The organism is Cohnella nanjingensis, from assembly GCF_014212125.1.
GTDB classification, from domain to species: Bacteria; Bacillota; Bacilli; order Paenibacillales; family Paenibacillaceae; genus Cohnella; species Cohnella nanjingensis.
In genome coordinates, this window is record NZ_JACJVP010000045.1 from 99,916 (window position 1) to 124,256 (window position 24,341).

Below are 24,341 nucleotides of genomic sequence, written 5' to 3' on the forward strand. Positions count from 1 at the left end.
CATGGAATGCAATGTTCATTTCAAGGAGGAATCCGAGTTGCGTAAAGCCCTGATTCGTTTGTTATCCGTGCTTCTGGCGGCACTCCCGCTCTTAGGGGTGCTTGCGGAGCCGACGTTCGCCGCCTCTTCCCGCGTGGCGATCGTCAAGTCGCTGACCGGAGAGGTGTCCGTTCAGAAGGCCGGAGGCAGCAAGTCGTTCAAAGCCTTCGCCAAAATGAGCCTCAACCAGGGCGACATCATCACGAGCGGTCCGAAAGGATCCGCCGTGCTGCAGTTCGCCAACGGATCGTCGGAAGACGACCAGATGACGCTGGGCGCGGATACGTCGATGACGTTCGCCAAAGTGTCGGACAAAAAAGGAACCGTCACCAAGGTCAGCGTCCTGAAAGGAAACGTCTGGTCTCACGTCAAGTCGATCAAATCCGCGGAGGACGCGTTTCAGTTGGAGACGCCGACGGCCAGCATGGGCGTAAGAGGCACGAACTTCGCCGTCGTCGTCGACCCGAAGACCGGGACGACGACCCTGCTCGTCCTGTCCGGAATCGTGCAGACCGGGCTGCCGTCCGCGCCGGCGACCGCCCCCGTATATCCGACGCAGCAGATTCAGCTGAATCCGTCGGATCGTCAGCCGGAGGCGAAGATCGGCTTCGCGGATCTGAACGCGTTTGTCCAGTCGGCTTCAAGCGATTTAATTCAGGCCATCATCAAGCAGGCGTCGGAGATCAACCAGGAAAACGAGGCGTTCATTCAACGGCTTCAAAACGGGATTGCGCTCCCGCAGCCTACGTCCACTTTCCAAATTCCCTCCGACTTGAGCCCCATACAGCAAAACCTGGAACAGCTCGTCGGCAATCTCGCCCAAAAAGCGATCGAGCAAAGCAAGTCGAGCGCAAGCGACATTCAAAAAGCGATCGACGAAGCCAACAGCAAAATTTCGGATCTCGGTAAAAAACTGAATCTCGGCAAAGTCAAACCGCTGGATCCCGCAGCGGGGACCGATCCCTCCCAATCGGCATCGGCCAAGAAAGCCCAGGCCGAATACGAGGCGCAGCTCAAGGAAGAACAGATGAAGCAGATGCAAGAGCTTCAAAAAAAGATGATGGAAATGCTGAAGAAAATTCAAGAGGAGAAAACCCGGCTCACGCAGCAGAACCGGAACAGGCAGATGGTCCTTGATCAGCAGGCGCTGGACGCCTATTTGAAAGGGCTGACCGAGGCTGAGCGCCATGCGTTCGAGCAGAACCGCGCCGCCCTCGGTCTGCCGCCGGTGGCCACGCCAGCACCTACGCCTACGCCGGTCTCGCCGGGAGGATCTGGCGGTTCCGGCGGTTCGCCGACGCCGACGCCTGCACCTACGGCTACGCCGACACCGACGCCTACACCGACACCGACGGCTTCTCCTTCCCCGACGCCCAGCGCAACGCCGACGGCATCTCCGTCGCCGACGCCGGCGCCTTTCTACGGCGTGAAGTATGTGGACGCGAAGGGCGAGCCGCTGCAATTGGCGTTTGCGCCGGATCAACACGTCTATGAAATGAAAGTCAGCGCCAACAACGCCTATCTCACAATCACGGGCAACATTTCTGCAGATTTGCCGATTAAGAAAATTTGGGTCAACGACATTTCGTATACGCCGAATGCGGACGGGGAATACAGCATTCCGCTGCATCGTTCCGGGCGCGAAGACTTCAACGTGATCTCCATCTGGACGTCCGATGAACAATCCGGCAATGACGAGTCGGTATATACGTTACAAGTCGAGAGGGCGGACACGCCGGAGGGCATCTTGGGTTGGGGTGTCTGGGGTATGGAAGCTTGGCTTTCCCCGCTCTATTTGGCCCCGAATCGATACTTTCTGGATTTTGACGGATGGAATGCCCATACCCTTGACTTAGTAATTCAAGCAACCGATCAGGTGCGCAGAGTCCAAATCGCCTACACGGACGGAACGGGAATGCCGGTGAACCGGGACATGAATCGCGATGCAAGCTCGTTCACCTATGGGGCGGAAAACCTGCCTTTGAATCGAATCTTTCCCGTCACGTTTACGTTGCTGGATGAAAACGGGGAAACGATCGGCCAACCTCAGACCATGCTCGTCAAGAATGGAGACCTGGAAGAGCTGCCGTTCCAACTTCAGGACGGTCAAGGAAAGGCCATCTATGCCGAAAAAGACGATTCGATCGAAGGCGGACTGTCATTCTCGGCAAGCGTGACGCCGAGCACGAACGAACTTGTGATCCAGGCGAACGAGCTGGGGCTAACGCCCGTTTCGGCGCTAACGTGGGATTTTAATACGGAATTCGGGCCGGATGCCGAAGGGCGCATCCATCTTCCTTTGACGGAAGAGCGAACGGTGTACTTTATCCGTATGGGAACGTTCGAAATCGTCTTGCGGGTTCACCAAAACTTGCCGGAAGGGCTCGCGAAGTTCAAAATCACCGATACGGACGAAGTCAAGCTGGATTGGAGCAAGGAACCCGATTCCGGAGACATGCCGACTTATCAAATCGTTGCCAATTGGTTGAACCCCGAGGACGAGATTCTGATCACGGCTTCGGCGGACCGCTTGGTTGAACTGAAAGCGGGGGAGTCGGTGCTTCATACTTTTGATTCCGATGCTCCGACCGTTCAAATTCCCTTGAGCGATCTTGAGCAAATCGAGAGTTCGGAACCGGGGAGGCGGCAGTACCGGTTCGATCTGATTATCGACGGCCATCCGACGCGCTTCATCCTCTCCATCCCGATTCTTGTTTAATCTATCCGCCAACAAAGGAGCATGCATATGAAACTCCCCTCTCGCAAAGTCCTCGCGGCGGCACTGGGACTCGCCATTGCCGTGTCCGGGCCGGCTGCGGCGTCCGCCGCCGCCGACATCGGCTGGACCCAGTCGGGCAAGCTGTACGAAGTGCGCACGTGGGCCGGACAGGCGGAGCCGGGCGCAAAGGACGGCAAGCCGGCCGAGGCTTCGCTCTTTTATCCGTACAGCATCGCCCAACTGTCGGACGGCAAGCTGCTCGTCGCCGATCGCGGCAATCACCTGATCCGGACGCTGACGCCGGACCAGCTTGCGACCTATAGCGGCCTCTCGATCGGCGGAGACGCATCCGGGCTGCCGCTCGGCGCTTATCACGACGACAAGGTGCCGCAAGCGGCGTTCGATTCGCCGAAGGGCGTCGCCGTCGACGGGCAAGGCAACGTCTATGTCGCCGATTCCGGGAACCATGCAATCCGCAAGATCGGAAAGGGCGGAACCGTGACGACGCTGGCCGGGAACGGGCTGCTCGGGAGCGACGACGGCCAGGGCGCCAAGGCGACGTTTTTCGCGCCTTCCGACGTGGCGGCGGACGACCGCGGCAACGTGTACGTCGCGGACACGCTGAATCACCTCATCCGCAAAGTCGCGCCCGACGGTACGGTCACGACCCTGAACGCGGCTTCGACCCGCGCCGTGCAGGTTGTGCCGGGCGCGGTGGAGTCGGCCGGAGATTTCGCGGACGGCCCGATCGCCTCCGCGAAGTTCAACGAGCCGAGCGGCCTCGCCCTCGACGCGAAAGGCAATCTGTACGTCAGCGATCGCGGGAACCAAAATATCCGCTATATCGACTTCGCCGCCGGGACGGTGACGACGGTGGCGGGAGGCGCGCCTACCTATGCGGCAGGCAGCCTCTATGCGGCCGGCGACTATGCGGACGGCCCGGCCGCCGACGCAAGGTTCCACGCGCCCGAAGGTCTCGCGGTCGCACCGGACGGCACGCTCGTCATCGCGGACGGTCTGAACCACGCGGTTCGGCTGCTCAAGGACGGCAAGGTCGCGACGCTCGCGGGCGAAGGCGGCGAGTACGGAGCAGCTGACGGCGTCCTAACCGCCGCTACGTTCAACCACCCGACGGACGTCGCCATCCTCTCGGACGGCCGCCTCGCCATCGCGGACGAGAACGGGCAAAAGGTTCGCATCTTGGCCAAGTACAGCGGGTCGAATACCGTAACCAAAGACGGCAAAGTGAAGACGCTGCTGAACGGCGTTCTGCTCAAGACCGAGGCTCCCGCCTTGCTGGAGCAAGGAGCGGTCCTGCTGCCGCTGCGCAGCGTCGGCCAAGCGCTGGGCTATGCCGTGAGCTTCGACAGCAAGGCGAAGACGGGCAAGCTCGCTAAGGGCGACGTCGTCTATGCCATCGCGAACGGGCAGAAGAAGGTCGTCAAGCAAGCAGGCGGAACGTCGTCCGAACTGGTCCTGAACGGCGCGCCGGTCGTCCGGAATGGCAGTTTGTACGTGCCCGTACGCTTCTTCGCGACGGAGTCGGACCTGGATATTCAGTGGGACGCATCGGCGGGCGCCGTCGTGATCCGCAGCAAGAATTTCTAACGATCGGAGCAAGGTGATAGACCGTCCCGGACCGTTCGCGGCCCGGGGCGGTCTTCTTCATGAGCGAGCGCAAGTCCCGACCCGATTAAAGCGGGAGCGTCCCCCGGCCGATATAGAAAAGGAGAGATGAGGCGGAAGGAGGCGGGGACGTGAGCAAGGATGACCGCTTGAACAAGCAAATCGATCAATTCTACGAACAAGTGCCGGAAGTGCCGGATGCCCATCCGATGAAGGATTATCTGCTGAAGCACGAGAACAATCAGATGGCCTGGTATTTGCTGGGCAAACAATATATGGCTCGCGGCGAGACCGCCAAGGCGAACTACTGCTTTCGCCAAGCGGGCCCGGTCTACGAGGCGTTCGAGGAGAAAGCCAATCCGCTCGCCGGAGACGCGGCCGACGGGACGGGCGGCGCGGGACGGACGCGAAGGCGGCGCCGCGGCGTCCTGTTGGCGGCGGGCGGCGGGCTGCTGCTCGCCTTGGGCTTGCTGCTCGCCGGCGACAGGGCGCATGCGCCGACAAGCGCGGAAGCGATGGCTCCCCCGGCGAAGACGCAGCCAGGCGACGCGACGGCTGCGCCGCAGTCTCCCGCGGGATCCGATGCGCCGCCGCAGGCCGCCGGCAAGGCAACTCCGGGCGGCGGAGGCCCGCAGATCGCATTGGTCGCGGGCGCGTCCGAGCCGGCGGGCGACGGGCGGCGCGCTCTGGGCGAATTGCTGCTGCATCGGGAGACGGCGGCGCCTTCGCTGCTCGTCGAGACGCCCGTCCTGGGCAAATGGACGGACTGGCAGCGCAGCGGGCGGCCGCTCGCCCAGGTGAGGCCGGCCGGCAAGCAAGCGGCCGCCGCCGTCGATTGGTTCGCCCCGGGCTGGTGTCCCTGCAATACGGCGCAGGACGGCGCGCCGGCCGCCAAGCAAGTCCGGGCCTGGAAGCCGCTTCAGGAAGGGAAGCTCATGCTGCGCTCGGCGGTCGTTCATTACAAGGAGCGGACCGGCAAGTGGCCGTCCAGCCTGTCGTCGCTCGCCGGCGCCTACCCGAACAACGCCGTCGCAGGCACGAACGAGGCGCTGGAAGGGTGGTTCAAGGCGATCCGCGACGAATCGGGCGCCGCGAGCGCCCCCAAGCAGCCGGATGATGCGGGATGGCCGAGCGATGGCGGGCCGGCGGATGGACAAGGGAAGCCCGCGGGACGGCTAAGCCCGTTAACCGAGCGGACGCTCGAGATTCGGATCGACAAGACCCGGCATCGTCTGGCGGTCGTTGCCGGCGACGTGCTGCTGCGCAATTATGCGATCGGGATCGGAGCGAAGGACACCCCCACGCCCGAAGGAAGCTTCGAGATCACGGAGAAGGTGCGCAACCCGAACGGGCGGGCGGACGGCGCGTTCGGCAGCCGCGGAATGACCCTTTCGGATACGCTGTATGCCATACACGGGACGGATGAGCCGGACAGCATCGGCAAGAGCGAATCGCTGGGCTGCATCCGAATGAAGCGGGAGGATCTGGAGGAGCTGTACGATCTGGCGCCGCTCGGCACGAAGGTGACGATCGCGCAAGGGGGGCTGCCCTCGGAGCTTCGCGCGCCGGCGGAGCGCTTCCGCCTGAAGCCCGCGCAGGACGAGACCAACCCCCGTAAAACGTACAAATGGTTGAATTAACGGCTGGTTAACCGTTGAGAATCAGCAGCACCGCCATGACGATGACGACGACGAGGAAGACGGCCCCCGTCCAGATCAGCGCCCGCTTGTTTACGGTTTCGTTTTGCTGCGGCTTGCGCGAGATAGGGGGCTTCTTTTTGGTTGCGCTCATGCGGATCAACCTTTCCATGAATAGATGGGGAATCTCCTCTCATTGTAAACGCTTGCTTCTTAAAACGCCAGAAGGCGAATCGGTTCGGAACGGGCGCCTGTTCCCTTTTCTTTTAGGCGAGAAAAGGCTAAACTGTTACCCGAGGGTTTATTTGATCATTTTGCCAGTAACGGCATTGCGCGTTTGCCTAACCGAAAGGCTCGCGGCTTGGATCATGAAAGGATGCTGAAAAAAGTTGCTGTATAAGTTGGCAAAACCTTTGTTTTTCCGCATGGACCCGGAAGCGGCCCATCACTTGGTCGTAGACGGGATGGGGACGGCCGCTCGCGTGCCCGGCATGCCCGCGCTGCTCTCCGGCATCTGGGGCGTGGGAGAGTCGCCGGAGCTCGCGGTGGATCTGTTCGGGCTGCGCTTCGCCCACCCGGTCGGCCTGGCGGCGGGACTGGACAAGAACGCCAAGGCGGTCGCCGGCTTCTCCCGCGTCGGGCTGTCCTTCATGGAAGTCGGCACGGTCACCCCGCTCGGACAGGCGGGCAACGAGCAGCCCCGGCTGTTCCGGCTGCCGCCGGACGAAGCGCTCATCAATCGGATGGGCTTCAACAACGAAGGCGCCGACGCGATGGCCGAACGGCTGGGCAAGCTGGGCAAGCGCCGCATTCCGATCGCGGTGAACATCGGCAAGAACAAGCTGACGCCGAACGAGAACGCGGCCGACGATTACCGCGCGTGTCTGCGGAAGCTTTACGCTTACGGAGACTTCTTCGTGGTGAATATCAGTTCCCCGAACACCCCGGACCTTCGCAAGCTGCAGCACGGCGACGAACTGAAGCTGCTGCTGGACGCGGTGAAGGACGAGATGGCGACCCAGGCCGAGCGGCAGGGCGGGTTGCCGAAGCCGATCCTGGTGAAGGTCGCGCCGGACAACGACGAGGAGCAGCTCGCCTATATGGCGGAGGCGATCCGATCGAGCGGCATGTCCGGCATCATCGCGACGAATACGACGATCGGCCGCGAAGGGCTGACGCACGCGAACGCGGGAGAGACGGGCGGCCTCAGCGGACGCCCGCTGACGAAGCGGTCCACCGAGGTCATCCGCTCCCTGTACGCCCTGACGGACGGCAAGCTGCCGATCGTCGGATCGGGCGGCATCTTCACCGCGGACGACGCCTACGACAAGATCCGCGCGGGCGCGCACCTGGTCGAAGTCTATACGGCGCTCATCTACAAGGGGCCGGGCGTCGTGCGGGAGATTGCCGGAGGGCTCAAGGAACGTCTGCGCCGGGACGGGTTCAAGCGGATCGCCGAAGCGGTCGGCGCCGACCACAGATAACGGGGCTTGAAGCAGGAGCGGGACTTGCATCCCCGATGAAACGGGCTAGGTTCAAGCGCGCCCCCTCCGGACGCGCGGCAGAGAGGAAGTTGAATGATGGACGGTAGAGATTGGAGCAAGTTCCTGTTGCCCTACCAGCAGGCCGTAGAGGAGCTTAAGGTGAAGCTCAAGGCGCTGCGAACCGAACTGAAGGCGCGCGACGAATACGCCCCGATCGAATTCGTCACCGGCCGCGTCAAGCGGATCTCGAGCATCCTGGAGAAGGCGAAGCGGCTCAGCGTGCCGATCGACAAGATCGAGACGGGCATCGAGGACATCGCCGGGATCCGCATCATGTGCCAGTTCGTGGAAGACATCCACCGGGTGGCGGATCTCGTCCGGCTTCGCAAGGATTGGAAGGTCGTCTACGAGAAGGATTACATCACCCACTACAAGGACAGCGGCTACCGGAGCTACCATATCATCGTCGAGTATCCGGTTCAGACCTCGCTCGGATCGATGCCGGTGCTGGCCGAGATCCAGATCCGGACGCTGGCCATGAACTTCTGGGCGACGATCGAGCACTCGCTGAACTACAAATACCGCGAGCATCTGCCCGAGCACGTGCGCGATCGGCTCCGCAAGGCGGCGGAGGCGGCGTTCCAGCTCGACAAGGAGATGTCCAGCATCCGCCAGGAGATCGTCGACGCGCAGCAGGACTTCGAAGAGAAGTCCGGCATCGTCCGCAAAGTGCTCAACGACATCCAAGGCCTGTACTTCTTCCGGCGCGTCCGGGAGGCGGCGCAGTTCCAGCTCCGCTTCAACGAGCTCTGGGAGCAGGAGGACATGTGGGCGCTCGCCGAGCTGTCGCAGGAGATCCAAGCCGCGCTCATCCGGGCGGGCAAGGGATCGAATACGTAACACCCTTCACAGCTAATAAAACGGGTCGGCGTCCCGAAGGACGACGAACCCGTTTTTTGCGTCTGTATCCCGTTATGGCGTCTGTATCGAATCGAGATTCGCCGAGCGTCCGATGGAAGCCTCGGGCTTCGGCTGAACTTGCGTCCGCGCTGATGCCTCATGCCGGCGGCGACTCCGGCTTATTGCGGCAAGGTCGTGTACAGCTCGAACAGATTCCCTTCGGGGTCGCGGAAGTGCGCGACCCGGGCCCGCCAGGCCGGACGGTCGTGCGGCTCCGTGACGAACCGGACGCCCCGGGCGCGCAGCCGCTCGACTTCGGCGTCTACGTCCTCGCAGCCGAAGTCCAGCACCACGTGCAGGGGCGCAGCCTCGCCGATCTCCGCTTGGACTTCGCCCAGCGCTTCGAACATGCTCCTCTTCGGCATCAATTCGAACTTGGCTTCCCCGACCGAGAACAGCGCGTATTCCGCGCCGGGCTCGTCCTGGTGCCATTCTTCCTTCATCTCGAGCACCTCCCGGTAGAACCGGACGCTCGCCTTGAAGTCGCTTACCAACAGTCTTGTCCCGAAAAACTTCGCGTTCATTTGAGCAGCCTCCTCGTATCTGATGTCCCGCGCTCGGCGGGCAGCTACAGATTCATTGTACAAGCGGACGGCTGACAGAAACGGTCAGTGTAAAAGGCAAGACGGCCCGGTTAATCCGTTTCCCGATAGTGCGCGGACAGCTCCGAAGCGAGGGAGATCATCCGTTCCTTGAGGACCGGGGGTTCGACGACTTGAATCGCGCTGCCGTAGGAGAGGAGGATATACGGCAGATAGGTCGTGAGCGAAGCCGCGGGGATGCGGGACGCGATCTCGTGATCCGAATGATGCAGCAGGCCGTGACCGAACTGCCAATGCTCGCACAGGTCGGCCAGCGCTGCAGGATGGCCGATCAAGCGGACCGTGAAAGTGCCTTCTTCGCGTTCGGCATCGGGGAGCAGGCTGCCCAGAAAAAAGCGGCGCGCGTCGAAGTCGGCGGGCCGGACGAACGCGTCCTCCGTGGAGTCGATCCTCTGTATACGGTCGGCGCGGAAGCTGCGGACCTCGCCCCGGAGATGGCAGTGCCCGATGACATACCATTTGCTCTTCCAATGGATGAGCCCGTACGGGTCGATGCGGCGCGTCTCGGCGAACGCTCCGCGTTCCTTGCGGTAATCGATCCGCAGCGTGCGGGCGTCCGCGACGGATTGCTCGAGCGACTGGAGCATCTCGGCGACCGTGCGGTCCGGCGAAGGGCTGATTACGTTCAAGCCCGAGGCATGGCGGTCGATCGCCTCGCGCTGCTCTTCGTTTGTGTATCGCTTCAGCTTCGTGACGGCGCGTTCGAGCGCGTCGCCGTAGGGATAGCCGGCCTCCCGCGCGAACTGCGCCGCGTGCACGAGCGCCTTCTGTTCGTCCAAGTCGAAGAACAGAGGGGCGTCGTCGAGCGGCCGAAGCAGCTTGTAGCCGCCGCCCGGCCCGGCGTCGGCGATGATCGGCACGCCGCTCGCGCATAGCGCGTCGATATAGCGGTACACCGTACGGATGTGAATCTCGAGCTCCTCGGCCAGCTGCTTCGCCGTCAGTTGCTTTCCCGTCTTGAGAAGCCATAGAATGGATAACATATTGTCGGCTTTGGACATCTTTTGGGCTCCTTCGGCTTTTCTGGCATGGACAAGCGCGGAAGACTCCCTTACATTATAGCTGATAGCGAAAGACGCACAACGGGGGGCATTCAGCGAGAGATGCGGTTACCGGAACGATTCGCGGACGAGATGGCCGCGCTGTTGGGGGACGAAGCGGAGCGGTTCTTCGCGAGCTATGACGAGCCGAAGCAGGCAGGGCTTCGCGTGAACGGACTGAAGCTGACCGGCGGGGCTTACGCGGCGCGATTCGGCCGCGGCGGACAGGAGATCCCATGGGCCGACGGCGGTTACTATAAGACGGACGAAGACGAGCGGCCGGGCAAGCACCCGCACTACTACGCGGGGCTCTACTATATTCAGGAGCCGAGCGCGATGGCGCCAGCCGAGCTGCTGGGCGTGGAGCCGGGCCACCGGGTACTGGACTTGTGCGCGGCGCCGGGCGGCAAGACGACCCAACTCGCGGCCAAGCTCCAAGGCCGGGGGCTGCTCGTCACGAACGACAACGCCGCGGAGCGGACGAAGGCGCTGGCCAAAAACGTGGAGCGCGCGGGCGTGCGCAACGCGGTCGTGACGAATGAAGAGCCCAGCCGGCTGGCAGCGGCGTTCGGCGATCTGTTCGATCGGGTGCTGGTCGACGCCCCTTGTTCGGGAGAAGGCATGTTCCGCAAGGACGAAGATATGGCTCGGCTGTGGGAGCCGAATTGGCCGCGGCGGTATGCGGCGATGCAGGACGCGATTCTGGCGGACGCGGCGCGGATGGTGGCGCCCGGCGGAAGGCTGCTGTATTCGACCTGCACGTTCACGCCGGTGGAGAACGAGGGCACGATCGCGCGGTTCCTGGCCGCGTCGCCCGACTTCTCGGTCGTGCCGATCGCCGCGCCGGAGGCATGGGGCTTTGCGCCCGGACGGCCCGATTGGTTGACGCCGGAGGAAGCGGCTGCGCTGGGCGCCGAACGTCAAGCGTCGCTGGCCGGCGCCGTCCGGCTGTGGCCGCACCGCTGCCGCGGGGAGGGCCACTTCGCCGCGCTGCTGCGCCGGGAAAGCGCGGAGGCAGAGACGGCGGGCGCATCAGCGGGGGACAAGCAGGCAGGCGTATCAGCGGAGGCCGAGACGACAAGCGCATCAGCGGAGGCCCAGCCGGCAGAGACGTCAGCAGGGGCGGCAACGGGGGACAAGCCGGCAGAGACGTCCGTGTGGTCCGTATCGACAGAGGGGCATCCGGCATCCGCGGGAGTCGAGGCAACGGACGGCATAGAGAACGGCCCGTCGTCGTCCGACGCGGCGGATGCCCTCGGGCGCGCCGCGCGGCCGGGCGCAGATCGCCGCAGCCGGGAAGCCGGTGACCGGCCGCCGTCTAGCGGCGCGGGGAAAGGCGGAAGGCGGGCGGATCGCGCCGTGGAGCAAACGTTGCCATCGCGGTCCGCTCCGACCCGCAGGGCGCATGGGAAAGGCGCAAGCAAACCGCGCGCGGCGGGAGCGGAGACGGACGTGCTCGGCAAGTTCGCCGCGTTCGCGGCCGAAGCGCTGGACGGGTGGCAGCCGCCCGGGCGGCTTCTCGCGAAGGGCGATTACTTGTACGCGCTGCCCCGTGAATTATCGGAGCGTCAGCTGCAGCGCCTGAAGGTCGTGCGGCCGGGCTGGCTGCTCGGCGTGGCGACCAAGCACCGCTTTGAGCCTTCCCAGGCGCTGGCGATGGGGCTGACCGCGGGCGACGCCGCGCGGACGCTCTTGTTGGACGCGGGCGAGGACCTTGCGCTGCGCTACCTGCGGGGAGAGACGCTGCAGCCCGATGCCGACCGGGTGACGGGACGCGATGGGCATCCCTCCTCCGGCCGCGGCTGGACGCTCGTCTGCATCGACGGCTATCCCGCGGGCTGGGGACGATGGGACGGCGCGACGATGAAGAACGAATTGCTGCCGGGTTGGCGCTGGATCTAGACGCCGGCCGACGGGCATGGAGAAGAAGGGGATAGCGATGAAAAAAACGATGCGCCTGGACAAGATGCTGGGCAATCTCGGATACGGCACGCGGAGCGGAATCAAGCAGCTCGTCCGGCAAGGGGCGGTGACGGTTAACGGGGCGCGGGCGAAGGATGCGGGCATGCAAATCGATCCGGAACGGGACGAAATTCAGCTGGACGGGGAGCGAGTCGTCTATCGCGATACCGTCTACGTGATGCTGAACAAGCCGGCCGGCTACGTCTCGGCGACGGAGGACGCGCGCGACCGGACCGTGCTCGAGCTGCTGCCCGAAGAACTGAGCGTCTTCTCTCCCTTTCCGGTCGGACGGCTGGACAAGGACACGGAGGGCCTCCTGCTGCTGACGAACGACGGCAAGCTCTCGCACGAGCTGCTCTCGCCGCGCAAGCACGTGCCGAAGACGTACCGGGCGCTGGTCGCCGGGGAGGTCGGCGAGCCGGATGCGCGGGCCTTCTCCGCGGGCGTCGCGCTGGATGACGGATACGTCACGCTGCCCGCGGCGCTGCGGGTGCTGTCCCGGACGGAGGGAGCGGCGCCGTTCGCGGATGACGAAGCCGAGGCTGCCGTCGCCCGGCTGAAGAGCCATCCGCCGCTGACGACGAACCGCGCGGCGTATGCACAGACGCTGGCCGGCGACGGGAAGCTGAGCTGGATCGAGCTGACGATCCATGAAGGCAAATTCCATCAGGTGAAGCGGATGTTCCAGGCCGTCGGCAAGCAGGTGCTGTACTTGCGCCGCGTGGCGATGGGGCCGATGCCGCTCGATCCCGGACTCTCGCCCGGCGAGTGGCGCGAGCTCGCGGATGCAGAGGTGGACCAGCTGCGCAACGAACAACAGAGACGGGGGACGACATCATGACCTACCGATTAATCGCATTGGATGTGGACGGCACGCTCATTAACGACGACCACGAGCTGACGCCTCGCGTCACCCGGGCGGTGCGGGCGGCCGCCGAGCGGGGAGCGGAGATCGTGCTCTGCACCGGCCGCGGATCGGCCAGCGCCTTGTCGGTGCTCGCGCATTTGGGCTTGTCCGGCACGATCGTCACCCATAACGGCGCGTCGATGGTGGACAGCGTCACCCGCGAGGTGCTGCACGAAGCCGAGATCGGGGCGGAGGCGGTCGAGCGGTATCTGGCCCTGTGCCGCGCGCGGGGCATCCACTTCGACATGAACACGGCGTTCGAGCTGTACACGGAACATTTGGACGAGGAGACGGCCGCGATGTACGGGCGGATGCTGACGATGCCGATTCTGCGGTCCCAGGCGGAGGGGATGCCGGCGCGTACGGTCAAGATCTCGATCTTCGCGCCGAAGGAAGACCTCGACGAGCTGGAGACGGCGTGGAAGGATTGGCAGCATGAGCTGCAGACGATCCGCAGCGGCGATTCCTTCATCGACGTCCAGCATATGGATGCCTCCAAGGGAACGGCGCTCGCGCAGCTTGCCGCGATGCGCGGCGTTCCGCGGGAGGAAGTGCTCGCCATCGGCAACTACTACAACGACATCGGCATGCTGCGCTTCGCCGGTTGGGGCGTCGCCATGGCGAATTCACCGGACGGCGTCAAAGAGGCGGCCGACGAAGTGACCGTCTCGAACAACGAAGACGGCGTGGCCGTCGTGCTCGAGGCGAAGGTGCTTGGAGAGGTTTAATGCCTGTAAACCTTCCTCTGCCGGAACGAATAAGCGAGACGGTCAGAGGGTCTTCAACCATCCGATCAACCTTTCATAAACAGTGCGCCGGCCTTGTCCTCTTGATGAGAAAGGGATGGAATGCTACAATATGATACAGAACTGTTTCGTTTTAAAATCGAATTCAAATGGGGCAGGTGAGGGAAATGGCGCGCGCATCGGTACGTCAGCACATTCTTGACGTGGCTTCCGAATTGTTCTATCGCGAAGGCATCCGTTCCGTCGGCGTAGATATGATCGTAGAACGAGCCGGCGTGAGCAAGGCCACGCTCTATCGTCATTTCCCTACCAGGGACGACCTCGTGATCGCTTATCTCGAAGCGCAGGACCACATCAACTGGGAGCATATCGATGAAGCGATCGCGCTGCAGGAAGGTTCGCCTAAGGGACAGTTGTTGGCCTTGATCGATGCTACGATCGAGATGTTGGAGCCGGGCTATCATCGCGGATGTCATTTCTTAAATGCGCTTGCCGAATTTTCCGAAGAGGATCACCCCGTCCATCTGCTGGCCGTCGAATACAATCGCGCCATTCGGCTGCGGCTGTCTCGTCTGACCCAGCAGGCCGGCGTGAGCGATGAAGGCTTGACGGATCAGCTGATGCTGGTGATCAATGGCGCCTTGTCTTCCGTTCCGGTGTATGGTTTCTCCGGCCCGGCCGCTCAACTGAAGAATTTAGCCACTCATCTGATCGAAATGCACTTAGACAATGTTTCAAGCTAAGCGCGTTCCACCGAATTCTCTTAAGCGCGTCGCCGAGATAACCCGGGGTTATTTCAGACGAGCTTGAGGGAATTTTTTATTTTCACCCCTTGACTCGAAACGAAACTGTGTTGTATTGTATTGCATGAAACAAAACTAAACTGTTTCGTTTCAAAATTAAACGTTTTTGAAGGAGTGACGCGGAATGAATGAAGTATCGGTCATCGGCTTGGGGCCCATGGGCGCAGCACTCGCCCAGGCGCTGCTGCGTAACGGCCATCGGGTAACCGTGTGGAATCGGTCGAGCGCCAAGGCGGATTCGCTGGTTCGCGAGGGCGCGATTCTAGCGCCCAGCGCTGCCGCCGCGGTGAGCGCGAGCCCGGTCACGATCGTGTGCGTCGCCAACTATGAGACTTCGTATCGCATTCTGGATCGCGAAGAAGTCGTTCCGGCCCTCGAGGGTCGGGTTCTGGTCCAGTTGAGCACCGGCAGCCCCCAGCAGGCAAGAGACAATGAAGCGTGGGCGAGAGAGCGCGGCGCCGACTATCTCGATGGGGCGATCGCCGCTACGCCGCCTCAGATAGGCAGACCGGACACCACCATTTTCACGTCGGGATCCGGCACCGCCTATCGGAAGAGCGAGCCTTTCCTGAAGAGCTTGGCAGGAAACGCGCCTTATTTGGGGGAGAAAGTGAGCGCAGCTTCGTCTACGGATTTGGCTTTCCTCTCTACGTTATTCGGCGCGATGCTGGGATTCTTCCATGCGTCCCGCATCCTTGAATCGGACGGCCTTCGCGTAGACGCCTTCGGATCGATGATCGCGGAGATCGCTCCCGTCATCGGGGAGATGATCAAGCACGAGGGGGAGGTCATTCAAGCCGGGTCGTTTACGCCGCCGCAGAGCTCGCTCGATACCTGCATGGTTACGGTGAAACTGTTCATAGAGCAAGCAAGGGAAGCCGGAATCAATGCCGAATTCCCCGCCTTTGCCTTGGGGCTGTTCCAGCAAGCGCTGGACGCCGGATACGGCAACGAGGAGCTTGGTGCCCTCATCAAGGTGCTGCGTTAACCGGCATCGCGCCGGCAGGCGAATGAGCGGGGCCTTACTTACGAAGCGGAAATATTTTTTTTGACCAAATAGAAACTAAACTGTTTTGTTTATAACGAAAAAATGGAGGAGAATAAACGACGATGCACAAATACGAGGGGAAGAAAGTCGTAGTAGCCGGCGGTACGATCGGCATGGGGTTGGAGATGGTCAAAGCGCTGCTCGAAGGAGGAGCAGAAGTGCTCCTGACGGGCCGGAACGCGAACAATCTCGAGGCTGTAAGCAGAGAGCTCGGTCCGCAAGTTCACGTGGTCCGGTCCGATGCGACGAGCATGGCGGACATCCGGCAGTTGGGCGAGGTTGTAAAAGCCAAGCTAGGCCAGATCGATGCCGTGTTCATGAATGCCGGCTATTCGGTGCTGGAATCGTTCGACCAAGTCACGGAGGCTTCCTACGACGCGACGTTCGATATCAATGCCAAGGGCGCGTTCTTTACGGTCCAGCGATTGGCTCCCCTCGTCCGAGACGGCGGCTCGATCGTCTTTACGACATCGGTCGCCGATGTGATGGGCTATCCCGGCATGAGCGTATACGCCGGGTCCAAGGCAGCGCTCCGGTCGTTCGCGCAAGTGCTGGCTTCCGAACTCTTGCCAAGAGGGATTCGCGTGAATGCGGTCAGCCCGGGCTTCATCAAGACGCCGACCATGGGCGTCGCCAGCGCCTCCAAGGAAGAGATGGCCGCCTTTGAGGAGGAAGGCAATACCGTTACGCCCATGAAGCGTATCGGCAAGCCTGAGGAGGTCGCGCGCGCAGCGCTGTTCCTGGCGTTCGAGGCGACCTTCACCACGGGCGTCGAATTGGCGGTCGACGGCGGTCTGGCGCAGGGCGTCGTGGCTCCGCATCATTAACTAGCGCGGAATCATCGCGGAGATTGATAGAGCAGAAGAGGACTGCGGCAGGTTGCGGAGAGCAACCCGCTGCAGTCCTTTTCTTGACGTATCCGAAAGGATACGTTATCAGGGGAGACGCTGCTGTTCGTGTACCCCGTACATCGCATTGCGAGATTCCGCTGTACGGAGGCTAATGTGATGTACCCCGTACATCTCTTTGCGAGTTTTCGCTACAGCGGGGCCAATGTGATGTTTGGTTAATCGACAATCCGGTGCAGGGAACCGAAGATTCCCGCTACGGTCCGCGAATGGCAAGGCGAATCGTCAACGTTCGCGAGTTGTGAAGGGACTTCCGTCAACCTTGGATGCGCAGTCCTTTGGGGTAGCGGTTCTTGCGCCATCCGTCGCTCGACTTGAACCAGCCGAGAGGATGTCCGCCGACCGAGAGCAGGCCCCATCCTCGCTCGCCTGAGGGGGCGGGCAACGATTCGCCCCTGCGGTAGGCGGCGACTTCAGGCGCGTCGGGCGGATAGTCCGCCGAGAGCGCGGCTTGCTCCGACCGAACCGCCAGCGCCAGGGCGTGCCCGGGCTTGAACCGTCCCTTGCGGACATCGCCCAAGTGCAGGCCGGGCCGAGGCGCCTTCAGGCCCGCGAGCGCGGCGGGCAACACGGACGATCCCGGCGGCTGGGGAAACCAGTACAACGCCTCGCCGAAGAGGAGCGGCACGCCGTCGGCTAAGAGCTCGTAGCCCGGCAGCGCATCGGCGGCGAATGCCCGGTACGACTGCAGCGCCGCATCGGCCGCCGCAGAAGCGGCCGATGGCTTGCCGCTGCGTCCGCCCTTGCGGGAGGCAGCGGAAGACGGCCGTTCCGTCTCCGCCGTCGCCGAGGCTTGTCTCTCCAATACGGCTGCATAATGCCCTTCGCCTTCTCCGCGATGCGGCCACATGCGATGCTCGGCCAGCAGCGCGAAGTCGGGGTGCCCGCGCAGGAACCAGGCGATCGTCTCTTCGTTCTCCGCCCGGTTGAACGTACAGGTGGAATAGACGAGGCGGCCTCCGGGCTTCAGCATGGCGGCGGCGTCCGGCAGGATGTCGCGTTGGCGCGCGGCGCAGGTCTCGACCGCGTCCGGCGACCATTCGACGATCGCCTCGGGGTCTTTGCGGAACATGCCCTCGCCCGAGCAAGGCGCGTCCAGCATGATGCGGTCGAAGGCCTGCGGCCAGCGTTCGGCGAGTTGTCCGGGCGCCGCGCTCACGACGACCGCGTTCGCGATCCCCATCCGCTCGACGTTCTCGGACAGGATGCGCGCCCTGGCCGGATGAATCTCGTTGGCGACGAGCAGGCCGCGCCCGTTCATCTTGCCCGCCAGCTGCGTCGTCTTGCCGCCGGGCGCCGCCGCGAGATCGAGCACGAGATCGCCGGGCCGGGGATCGAGCAGCTCCGCCGCGATCATCGCGCTGGGTTCCTGGATATAGATCAGACCCGCGGCATGGTAGGGGTGCTTGCCCGGCCGGGCGGTCTCGTCATAGAAGTAGCCGTCCGGACACCAGGGGATCGGCTTCAGCCCCCAGTCCGTCTCGACCGGTTGCGGCAGAGGGAGCCTGCCCTTCGCTTGGCGCGGCGCATCCGGCTTCAGCGGATTGAAGCGCAGGCCGTATGCGCGCGGTTCCGAGAAGCTGCGAAGGAAAGCGTCGGCCTCCTCGCCAAGCTGCTCCCGGATGCGCGCGATAAAAGCGGCAGGTAACGATGGCGTCATGTCAGTCTCTCCTTCGGTAGCGTGAAATGGACCACGCGTCGAAATCAATGGTCCTAGTATACACGACGCCAGGTACGCTGCGCGAGGCCGAGGCCAGAGGCTCGAAATGATACTTAGGGAAGGAGGCTGCCTTGAGGCGCTGTAACCATAGGAAGTATCGTGACAAGGGGAAGCGGGCCGTGTCGGCATGCTGCAACGATAAAAAATATCGTTACAGCTCAAAACGGACCGCCGTAGTATGCTGTAACGATAAAAAATATCGTTACAGCTCGAAACGGACCGCCGCAGTATGCTGCAACGATAAAAAATATCGTTACAGCTCGAAACGGACCGCCGCAGTATGCTGCAACGATAAAAAATATCGTTACAGCTCGAAACGGACCGCCGCAGGATGCTGCAACGATAAAAAATATCGTTACAGTTCGAAACGGACCGCCGCAATATGCTGCAACGATAAAAAATATCGTTACAGCACGAAACGGACCGCCGCAGGATGCTGCTACGATAAAAAATATCGTTACAGCTCGAAACGGACCGCCTCGTCGTGCTGTAACGATAAATAATATCGTTACAGCTCGAAACGGACCGCCGCAGGATGCTGCAACGATAAAAAATATCGTTACAGCTCGAAACGGACCGCCTCGGCGTGCTGTAACGAAAAAGCATCGTTGCAGCACAAAATAGACTGCCGCGGAACGTGGCGGGCTCCCAAATAAAATGGGTATCTCGACCGCGGACGGGGTCCGGCGGTTCAAGATACCCGATGGGACATGAGCTGGGATTGCTGGGCTTACCGCTTCCGCCTGCCGGAAGCCGCGCTCTCCAACCCGAAGTCGTCGGCGCCGGCCAGCGCGGCATAATCGGTGACGCGGTTCTTGCCGGAGCGCTTCGAATGGTACATCGCCTCGTCCGCCCGCTTCATGAGCTGGTCGCCGGACATGCCCGCTTCCGCCGTACAGTGGCCGACGCTCACGGTGACGATCGTCTCCTTGGCGACCCGCGAGCGGATCAATTCCGCGACCGCTTGGGAGGAGGTGTCCGGGCTGGAGACGAAGGCGACGAGCTCCTCGCCGCCGTAGCGGCCCGCCAGGCCGATCCCCTCGGTCTCCTCCATCAGGATGGCCGCCACCTGCTTCAGCACCACGTCGGCCTGCTGGTGGCCCTGGGTGTCGTTCAGTTTCTTGAAGTTGTCGATGTCGCAGAAGATCGCTCCGACCGCCTTGCCGGCGCGGAGAGCATAATCCAGCTGCCCCATGAAGAACCGGCGGTTGAACAGGTTGGTGAGGCCGTCCGTGATCGACGAACGGTAAGCCGACTGGAGCAGCTCGACGACGCGCTCGAACAGCAGCATGAAGAGCAAGATGTAGTAGCCGACCGGCAGAAGCGCCGCCGCACCCGCATACAATGGGGAATCGGCACCCCAATAGGCGCCCGCCATCAGCGCGAGCTGGCCGCCGAAGGCGAAGGCCAGGCCGGCCACGTAACGCCGGGATTGCAGGAGATGAGGGCCGAACATCAGCGCGAACAGGGGGCTCAGCACGAGCATATAGCCGTCGAGCACCGGCGCGAGGAGGCCGGAGTCGGCCATCGGCTTCGCGAATCCGGCGGTCCCCACGAACACGTCGCAGACCGCGATCGTCACTCCGATCGCGAAGAGGCCGAACAGCCAGGCCCGCGTGCGCGGACGCCGCTTGTAATAAAGCTCGAACACCGCGAAGTTGAGCAGAATAAACGCCAGCGCGCGCATGACGGCGCCGCCGAACAGCGCCATCGGCGGCGCTTCCCAGACGTGAAGCGCGGTAATCAATTGAAACAGATGGTACGCGGCGATGATGCCGAGCGAGATCAGGAGCGTGCGGTACGCCTTGCGGCGTCCGAGCGCGATCAAGCGGTAGGACATGAAGAGCATCAAGCCGAGAATGACGACGGCGACGGCCGAAGAGAAGGCGAGAAGGAGACCGCGGTCATGCCAAAGGGTAACAACGTTCATAGGGGCTCCTCATGGGCGTTTTCTTTACAGAAACATATGTTCTAATATATCATAACTTAGATAGACCGAGAAAGTAGGGCAGAGGAGGAAATCGCCTCATGAACATTTTACAGGCGCTGTTTTTCCCCCCGGAGCAGCCGGGCGGTGTTTCTTCCATGGTCCCTTATATCGGAGAACGGTTTCGCAAGATCGGCTGGGAGATGGAGCTCTTCTCCATCCCGAAGCGGATTCGCAACAAAGGGCAGGAAGAGATCGCATTCGCTACGTTCGATTGGCGCGCGTTCGCCGGCCATCCGGTCGTCGACAAATATATCCAGACCCTCAAAGATTACGTATGGTGGAGCCGGCTCCGCCTCAAAGGAAAATACGATCTGATCCACGCGCATCATCCCGTCGCGGCGCTGGCCATGAAGCAGATCTATCCCGATACGCCGCTCTTGATGACGGTGCATTCCAGCTACGAGCGGGAGCTCATCCTGAACGGCCGCATACCGGCGGACGGACCGGAGCACCGCTTCCTTACCTCGCTGTACGGCGAGCTGGAGCACCGGACGGACCGGCTGCTGACGGTCTCGCGCTCGTTCGCCGCGTACATGGGCGCTTATATGAAGCGGCCGGAGACGGTCGGCGTCATCCCGAACGGCTACGACGAACGGCGCTTCAAGCCGATCTCCCACGAGAACGAAGTGACGCAGCTCGTGACGGTATGCCGCCTCGTCCCCGCCAAAGGTCTCGACCTGCTGCTGAAGGCATGCGCGGAGCTGCGCAAGCGGGACCGCAAGTTCGTGCTGCACATCATCGGAGACGGGCCGATCCGCCCCGAGCTGGAGAAGCTGGCGCAGGATCTGGGCATCTATGACGAGACGATCTTCTACGGCTACATGCTGCATCCGGAAGAGATGATGCCCTTCTTCGACGTGTTCGTACTGCCGTCCCGCGCGGAAGCGTTCGGATCGGTATTCGCCGAGGCCGCGCTCTGCCTCCTCGCGCTCGTCGGGACGGACGTCGGCGGGATCGCCGAGCAGATCGAGAACGGAAGCAACGGGCTGCTGGTGCCGCCGGAGGATCCGGCCGCGCTCGCGGAGGCGCTGGACCAGCTCATCATCGACCCGCATTACCGGTACGAGCTGGCGCGTGCGGCGATGAACAAGGCGAAGAAGACCTATTCCCTAAATCGCGTCATCAACGAATTGAAGAAAATATACGTCGCGATGGGGCCGGCGGAGGCGCCAGGGCCTTCGCAGTAACAAGCGTATTCGCCCGCCCGCAAGGCATAGAGGCTCCTTTGCAAATGGGCGGCTTCTTCGCGCGCTTGCGACAAGGCGCCGTCGGCCCGATTTGGACCAAGAACGGAGTGGAGATCGAAGTGGGCGTTCCTTTTACTTTTCTGCATGCGGCGGACCTGCATCTCGACAGTCCGTTCCGCGGGCTGTCCAAGGTGCCCGCCGCGGTGCGCGACCGGCTGCGGGAGTCGACCTTCGAGGCGTTCGCGCGCCTCGTGGAGACGGTGCGCCGGGAGCGCATCGACTTCGTCGTGCTCGCGGGCGACCTGTACGATGCCGCGGACCGCTCCTTGAAGGCGCAGCTGCGGATGCAGCGCGCCTTGAACGAGCTGGCCGCGGAAGGCGTGCAGACGTTCGTCGTTCACGGCAATCACGATCCCGCCGGCGGCTGGCAGGCGAAGCTCGATTGGCCGGACGCGGTGCATGTGTTCGGCACGTCGGACGTCGCGTGCCGGCCGGCCTATCGGCGGGACGGCGAGCTCGCGGCGCACGTGTACGGCATCTCGTACCCGGAAGCGAGCGTAACCGACAATCTGGCGTCCAGGTACCGGACGAGGGCGGGCGCCCCGTTCCACCTGGCGCTTCTGCATGCCAACGTCGACGGCAACGCGGCCCACGACAATTACGCCCCTTGCAAGCTGGCGGAATTGGCGGGGGCCGGTTTTGACTATTGGGCGCTCGGGCATGTCCACGACCGCCGCGTGCTGCGCGAATATCCGCATGTCGTCTACCCCGGGAACATCCAAGGCCGCAGCATCCGGGAGACCGGCGCGAAGGGCGCGTACGTGGTCCGAGTCTCGCCGGAAGGGCAAGTCGCGCTGTCCTTCCGGGACACGGCGTCGGTGCTCTGGCGGGAGACCGACGTCTCGATAGCGGGCGCGGACCGCGAGCAGCAATTGAAGGACAGGCTGCTGGCATCCGTCGACGAGGCGCGCGCGTCCGCCGGCGGCCGGCCGGTCGTGCTGCGGATCCGGCTCGTCGGCGCCGGGCCGCTGCATGCGCGCCTCCTGCGCGAGAATGCAGCCGAGGAATGGCTGGGCGAGCTCCGGGAATGGATCGGCGATCCGGACGATCGCGACGACTGGGTCTGGGCGGAACGGCTTGCCGTCGCGACGAGCGCCGACCGCGATGAAGCGGCGGCGGACGGCGAGCAAGGCTTTCTCGGCGAACTGGCGCGATTGGCCGCCGCAGGCCGGCAAGACCCGGAGCTGTCGCGCCTGCTGCTGGCGGAGGCGACGGAGCCGCTTCGCCGTCAGCCGCGGCTCCGGGAGTGGCTGGACGGGCGCGGCGAGGACGAGCGGTCGGCGCTGCTGGACCGCGCGTCGGCGCTGGCGGCGCTCTTGCTGAAGGACAAACCGGAGGGCGAACGCTAAGGAGGCGGAAACGTGTACATACGGGAGCTGCAGATCGACGGCTTCGGCGCTTGGAACGGCTTGCGCTGCGTCTTCGACGCGCCGGTCACGGTCGTGCTCGGGCCGAACGAAGCGGGCAAGAGCACAGTGCTGAGGTTCATCCGAAGCATGCTGTACGGCTTCGCGACACGCGCGCAGCCGGCGGAGCGGGGAGAGCCCGTGTACGGCGGCCGCCACGGGGGGCGTCTCGTCCTGCGGGACGACGGACGGGAATACGTGCTGGAGCGCTATGCGGACGGTCCGGCGCGGCGCGGAAGCCCTGCAGCCGTGCTTCGCGACGAGGCGGGAACCGAGCAGCCGCTGACGCAAGCCGACGTGGAGCGGCTGCTGCTCGGCGGCGTCTCCGAACGGCTGTTCAAGCAGCTGTTCGCCGTGACGCTGGACGAACTGCACGAGCTGCGGACCCTCCAGGGCGAGGAGATCGGCAACTATCTGTACCATGCGGGCATGGCGGGCGGGGCGTCGCTCACGGCTGCCGGCAAGTATCTGAACGCGGAGATGGACCGGCTCTACCGGCCCAAAGGCTCGACGCAGACGCTGAATCTGGCGCTGGCCGGCATGAAGGAGCTCGAAGCCGCCCTGCGTCAGAGCCGCCAGGGGATCTCCGCGTACCAAGAGGCGCTCGCTCGCTTGGCGGAGACGGACCGGATGCTGGAGCGGTTGGACGAAGAGATGCCGGTCTTGCGCGAGAGGGCGGCCTTCCTGCAGGGCGCTTGCGAAGCGCGGGCGTGGTGGCTCGCAGCCGAAGCGGCCCGGCAGGAGGAGGCGGAGCTCCGTGCGCAACTTCCGCCTTCCGCGCGGGATCAGGCGCCGCTCGGCGAGGAAGCCGCCGCGCGGTGGGAGACGCTGCTGCGGCGGCGCGAGGATGCGGCGGCCGCCGGCCGGCTCGCGGAGGAAGCGGTGGCGGAGCTGCGGAGCGAGCGCGACGCGCTCGTTTGGGACGAGGCGCTGATCGCCGAGGCGCCGCGCATCGAGGCGCTGGAAGCGCGCCGCGAGGCGGCCGCCGCGCGGCAGGAGGAGCTGGGCGAAGTCGCCGCGGACCTGCGGATGCTGGAGGAGACGGCAGCGGCGGCGCTGCAGCGGCTGTCCCCGGCGTGGACGGAGGACGACGCGCGGCGATTCGCCGCGATGGCCGAACGCGAGGAGGCCCGCCAGCTCCAGCTGCGCCTAGCCGAAGCGGAACGCGCGCGGGAGCGGCTCGAAGCGGAGGCGCAGCGGGTGCGCCGGCAGCAGGCGGCGCTGCAGGAGGAGCTGGAGGCGGAGGAAGCGTCGGGCGATGCCTGGGCCGCGGACGCGGCGCGAGGCGCCCCGCAGTTCGTTCCTGGCACGCGGGAGGCGCTGCTGGGCGCCTGGAACGCGTTCGAGGACGAGCTGCGGGAGCTCGACCGCGCCGGGCGCGAGGCGTCGTGGGCGGCTGCGGCATCCGCGCCGGGAGGCTCTGGCGTTGGCGCGGCGGACGCGGGGCGGAGCGCCTCGCGCCGCCGCCAAGCCGGCGGCGGGCCGAAGGACGAGGGC

General features: G+C 63.7%; 19 protein-coding genes. 14 read left to right on the forward strand and 5 right to left on the reverse strand.

The genetic code is table 11. From position 1 onward, the window contains the following. Window positions 1-37 precede the first annotated feature (37 nt). The 3 genes from H7C19_RS26940 to H7C19_RS35560 all read left to right on the forward strand — a co-directional run bounded on the left by H7C19_RS26940 (window position 38) and on the right by H7C19_RS35560 (window position 6,024). Window positions 38-2,758, forward strand: coding sequence for a FecR domain-containing protein (locus tag H7C19_RS26940; protein WP_185672179.1), 2,721 nt, complete (start codon window positions 38-40; stop codon window positions 2,756-2,758). Window positions 2,759-2,785: 27 nt separating this feature from the next. Continuing rightward, window positions 2,786-4,366, forward strand: coding sequence for a stalk domain-containing protein (locus H7C19_RS26945; protein WP_185672180.1), 1,581 nt, complete (start codon window positions 2,786-2,788; stop codon window positions 4,364-4,366). A 149-nt stretch (window positions 4,367-4,515) separates the two neighbouring features. Then, window positions 4,516-6,024 carry a L,D-transpeptidase gene (locus H7C19_RS35560; RefSeq protein WP_185672181.1) on the forward strand — a complete coding sequence of 503 codons (1,509 nt, stop codon included), beginning with the start codon at window positions 4,516-4,518 and terminating at the stop codon, window positions 6,022-6,024. Window positions 6,025-6,031: 7 nt separating this feature from the next. Here the strand turns inward: H7C19_RS35560 and H7C19_RS26955 are convergent, their stop codons facing one another. Continuing rightward, window positions 6,032-6,175, reverse strand: coding sequence for a hypothetical protein (locus H7C19_RS26955; RefSeq protein WP_185672182.1), 144 nt, complete (start codon window positions 6,173-6,175; stop codon window positions 6,032-6,034). Between the two features lie 235 nt (window positions 6,176-6,410). On the opposite strand from H7C19_RS26955, the gene H7C19_RS26960 reads away from it, so the two are divergent. Then, window positions 6,411-7,505 carry a quinone-dependent dihydroorotate dehydrogenase gene (locus H7C19_RS26960; RefSeq protein ID WP_185672183.1) on the forward strand — a complete coding sequence of 365 codons (1,095 nt, stop codon included), beginning with the start codon at window positions 6,411-6,413 and terminating at the stop codon, window positions 7,503-7,505. A gap of 96 nt (window positions 7,506-7,601) precedes the next feature. Beyond that, window positions 7,602-8,405: a GTP diphosphokinase gene (gene yjbM, locus H7C19_RS26965; protein ID WP_185672184.1), complete on the forward strand. Its 804-nt coding sequence runs from the start codon at window positions 7,602-7,604 to the stop codon at window positions 8,403-8,405. Between the two features lie 179 nt (window positions 8,406-8,584). On the opposite strand, the gene H7C19_RS26970 is transcribed toward yjbM, so the two are convergent. Both H7C19_RS26970 and H7C19_RS26975 read right to left on the reverse strand, forming a co-directional pair. Continuing rightward, window positions 8,585-8,989: a VOC family protein gene (locus H7C19_RS26970; protein ID WP_185672185.1), complete on the reverse strand. Its 405-nt coding sequence runs from the start codon at window positions 8,987-8,989 to the stop codon at window positions 8,585-8,587. A 110-nt stretch (window positions 8,990-9,099) separates the two neighbouring features. Next, window positions 9,100-10,068: a helix-turn-helix transcriptional regulator gene (locus H7C19_RS26975; RefSeq protein WP_185672186.1), complete on the reverse strand. Its 969-nt coding sequence runs from the start codon at window positions 10,066-10,068 to the stop codon at window positions 9,100-9,102. Window positions 10,069-10,170: 102 nt separating this feature from the next. Between H7C19_RS26975 and H7C19_RS26980 the strand changes: the two genes are divergently transcribed. From H7C19_RS26980 to H7C19_RS27005, 6 genes are all read left to right on the forward strand, one after another. After that, on the forward strand, window positions 10,171-12,009 hold the full coding sequence (locus H7C19_RS26980) for an RsmB/NOP family class I SAM-dependent RNA methyltransferase (RefSeq protein ID WP_185672187.1): 1,839 nt from the start codon (window positions 10,171-10,173) through the stop codon (window positions 12,007-12,009). Between the two features lie 37 nt (window positions 12,010-12,046). Continuing rightward, window positions 12,047-12,910, forward strand: coding sequence for a pseudouridine synthase (locus H7C19_RS26985; protein WP_185672188.1), 864 nt, complete (start codon window positions 12,047-12,049; stop codon window positions 12,908-12,910). Continuing rightward, window positions 12,907-13,704 carry a Cof-type HAD-IIB family hydrolase gene (locus tag H7C19_RS26990; RefSeq protein ID WP_185672189.1) on the forward strand — a complete coding sequence of 266 codons (798 nt, stop codon included), beginning with the start codon at window positions 12,907-12,909 and terminating at the stop codon, window positions 13,702-13,704. Before H7C19_RS26985 ends, H7C19_RS26990 begins: the two co-directional genes overlap by 4 nt. Before the next feature lie 185 nt (window positions 13,705-13,889). After that, window positions 13,890-14,465, forward strand: coding sequence for a TetR/AcrR family transcriptional regulator (locus H7C19_RS26995; protein WP_185672190.1), 576 nt, complete (start codon window positions 13,890-13,892; stop codon window positions 14,463-14,465). A gap of 184 nt (window positions 14,466-14,649) precedes the next feature. Then, complete coding sequence (locus H7C19_RS27000; RefSeq protein ID WP_185672191.1) at window positions 14,650-15,513, forward strand: NAD(P)-dependent oxidoreductase; 864 nt, start codon at window positions 14,650-14,652, stop codon at window positions 15,511-15,513. Between the two features lie 122 nt (window positions 15,514-15,635). Further along, window positions 15,636-16,400 (forward strand): SDR family oxidoreductase, encoded by a 765-nt coding sequence (locus H7C19_RS27005; RefSeq protein ID WP_185672192.1) that lies wholly within the window; start codon window positions 15,636-15,638, stop codon window positions 16,398-16,400. A 337-nt stretch (window positions 16,401-16,737) separates the two neighbouring features. Here the strand turns inward: H7C19_RS27005 and H7C19_RS27010 are convergent, their stop codons facing one another. Together H7C19_RS27010 and H7C19_RS27015 are read right to left on the reverse strand one after the other, a co-directional pair. Further along, entirely contained in the window at window positions 16,738-18,141 is a 1,404-nt protein-coding gene (locus H7C19_RS27010; protein WP_185672193.1) for an RsmB/NOP family class I SAM-dependent RNA methyltransferase, read from the reverse strand. Window positions 18,142-18,931: 790 nt separating this feature from the next. Next, complete coding sequence (locus H7C19_RS27015) at window positions 18,932-20,131, reverse strand: GGDEF domain-containing protein (RefSeq protein ID WP_185672194.1); 1,200 nt, start codon at window positions 20,129-20,131, stop codon at window positions 18,932-18,934. Between the two features lie 98 nt (window positions 20,132-20,229). Here H7C19_RS27015 and H7C19_RS27020 point away from each other — a divergent pair, with 98 nt between their 5' ends. The 3 genes from H7C19_RS27020 to H7C19_RS27030 all read left to right on the forward strand — a co-directional run. After that, complete coding sequence (locus tag H7C19_RS27020; RefSeq protein WP_185672195.1) at window positions 20,230-21,378, forward strand: glycosyltransferase family 4 protein; 1,149 nt, start codon at window positions 20,230-20,232, stop codon at window positions 21,376-21,378. A 44-nt stretch (window positions 21,379-21,422) separates the two neighbouring features. Next, window positions 21,423-22,787, forward strand: a complete 1,365-nt coding sequence (locus H7C19_RS27025) for a metallophosphoesterase family protein (protein WP_185672196.1) — start codon at window positions 21,423-21,425, stop codon at window positions 22,785-22,787. Between the two features lie 12 nt (window positions 22,788-22,799). Beyond that, the coding region (locus tag H7C19_RS27030; protein WP_185672197.1) for an AAA family ATPase at window positions 22,800-24,341 on the forward strand (1,542 nt) is incomplete at its 3' end.

Bases quoted from the DNA above. Each gene is read 5' to 3' on its own strand.
- H7C19_RS26945 (WP_185672180.1), top strand. From the start codon at position 2,786: ATGAAACTCCCCTCTCGCAAAGTCCTCGCGGCGGCACTGGGACTCGCC.
- H7C19_RS26955 (WP_185672182.1), bottom strand. From the start codon at position 6,175: ATGAGCGCAACCAAAAAGAAGCCCCCTATCTCGCGCAAGCCGCAGCAA.
- yjbM (WP_185672184.1), top strand. From the start codon at position 7,602: ATGGACGGTAGAGATTGGAGCAAGTTCCTGTTGCCCTACCAGCAGGCC.
- H7C19_RS26970 (WP_185672185.1), bottom strand. From the start codon at position 8,989: ATGAACGCGAAGTTTTTCGGGACAAGACTGTTGGTAAGCGACTTCAAG.
- H7C19_RS26975 (WP_185672186.1), bottom strand. From the start codon at position 10,068: ATGTCCAAAGCCGACAATATGTTATCCATTCTATGGCTTCTCAAGACG.
- H7C19_RS26980 (WP_185672187.1), top strand. From the start codon at position 10,171: ATGCGGTTACCGGAACGATTCGCGGACGAGATGGCCGCGCTGTTGGGG.
- H7C19_RS26985 (WP_185672188.1), top strand. From the start codon at position 12,047: ATGAAAAAAACGATGCGCCTGGACAAGATGCTGGGCAATCTCGGATAC.
- H7C19_RS26990 (WP_185672189.1), top strand. From the start codon at position 12,907: ATGACCTACCGATTAATCGCATTGGATGTGGACGGCACGCTCATTAAC.
- H7C19_RS26995 (WP_185672190.1), top strand. From the start codon at position 13,890: ATGGCGCGCGCATCGGTACGTCAGCACATTCTTGACGTGGCTTCCGAA.
- H7C19_RS27000 (WP_185672191.1), top strand. From the start codon at position 14,650: ATGAATGAAGTATCGGTCATCGGCTTGGGGCCCATGGGCGCAGCACTC.
- H7C19_RS27005 (WP_185672192.1), top strand. From the start codon at position 15,636: ATGCACAAATACGAGGGGAAGAAAGTCGTAGTAGCCGGCGGTACGATC.
- H7C19_RS27010 (WP_185672193.1), bottom strand. From the start codon at position 18,141: ATGACGCCATCGTTACCTGCCGCTTTTATCGCGCGCATCCGGGAGCAG.
- H7C19_RS27015 (WP_185672194.1), bottom strand. From the start codon at position 20,131: ATGAACGTTGTTACCCTTTGGCATGACCGCGGTCTCCTTCTCGCCTTC.
- H7C19_RS27020 (WP_185672195.1), top strand. From the start codon at position 20,230: ATGAACATTTTACAGGCGCTGTTTTTCCCCCCGGAGCAGCCGGGCGGT.
- H7C19_RS27025 (WP_185672196.1), top strand. From the start codon at position 21,423: ATGGGCGGCTTCTTCGCGCGCTTGCGACAAGGCGCCGTCGGCCCGATT.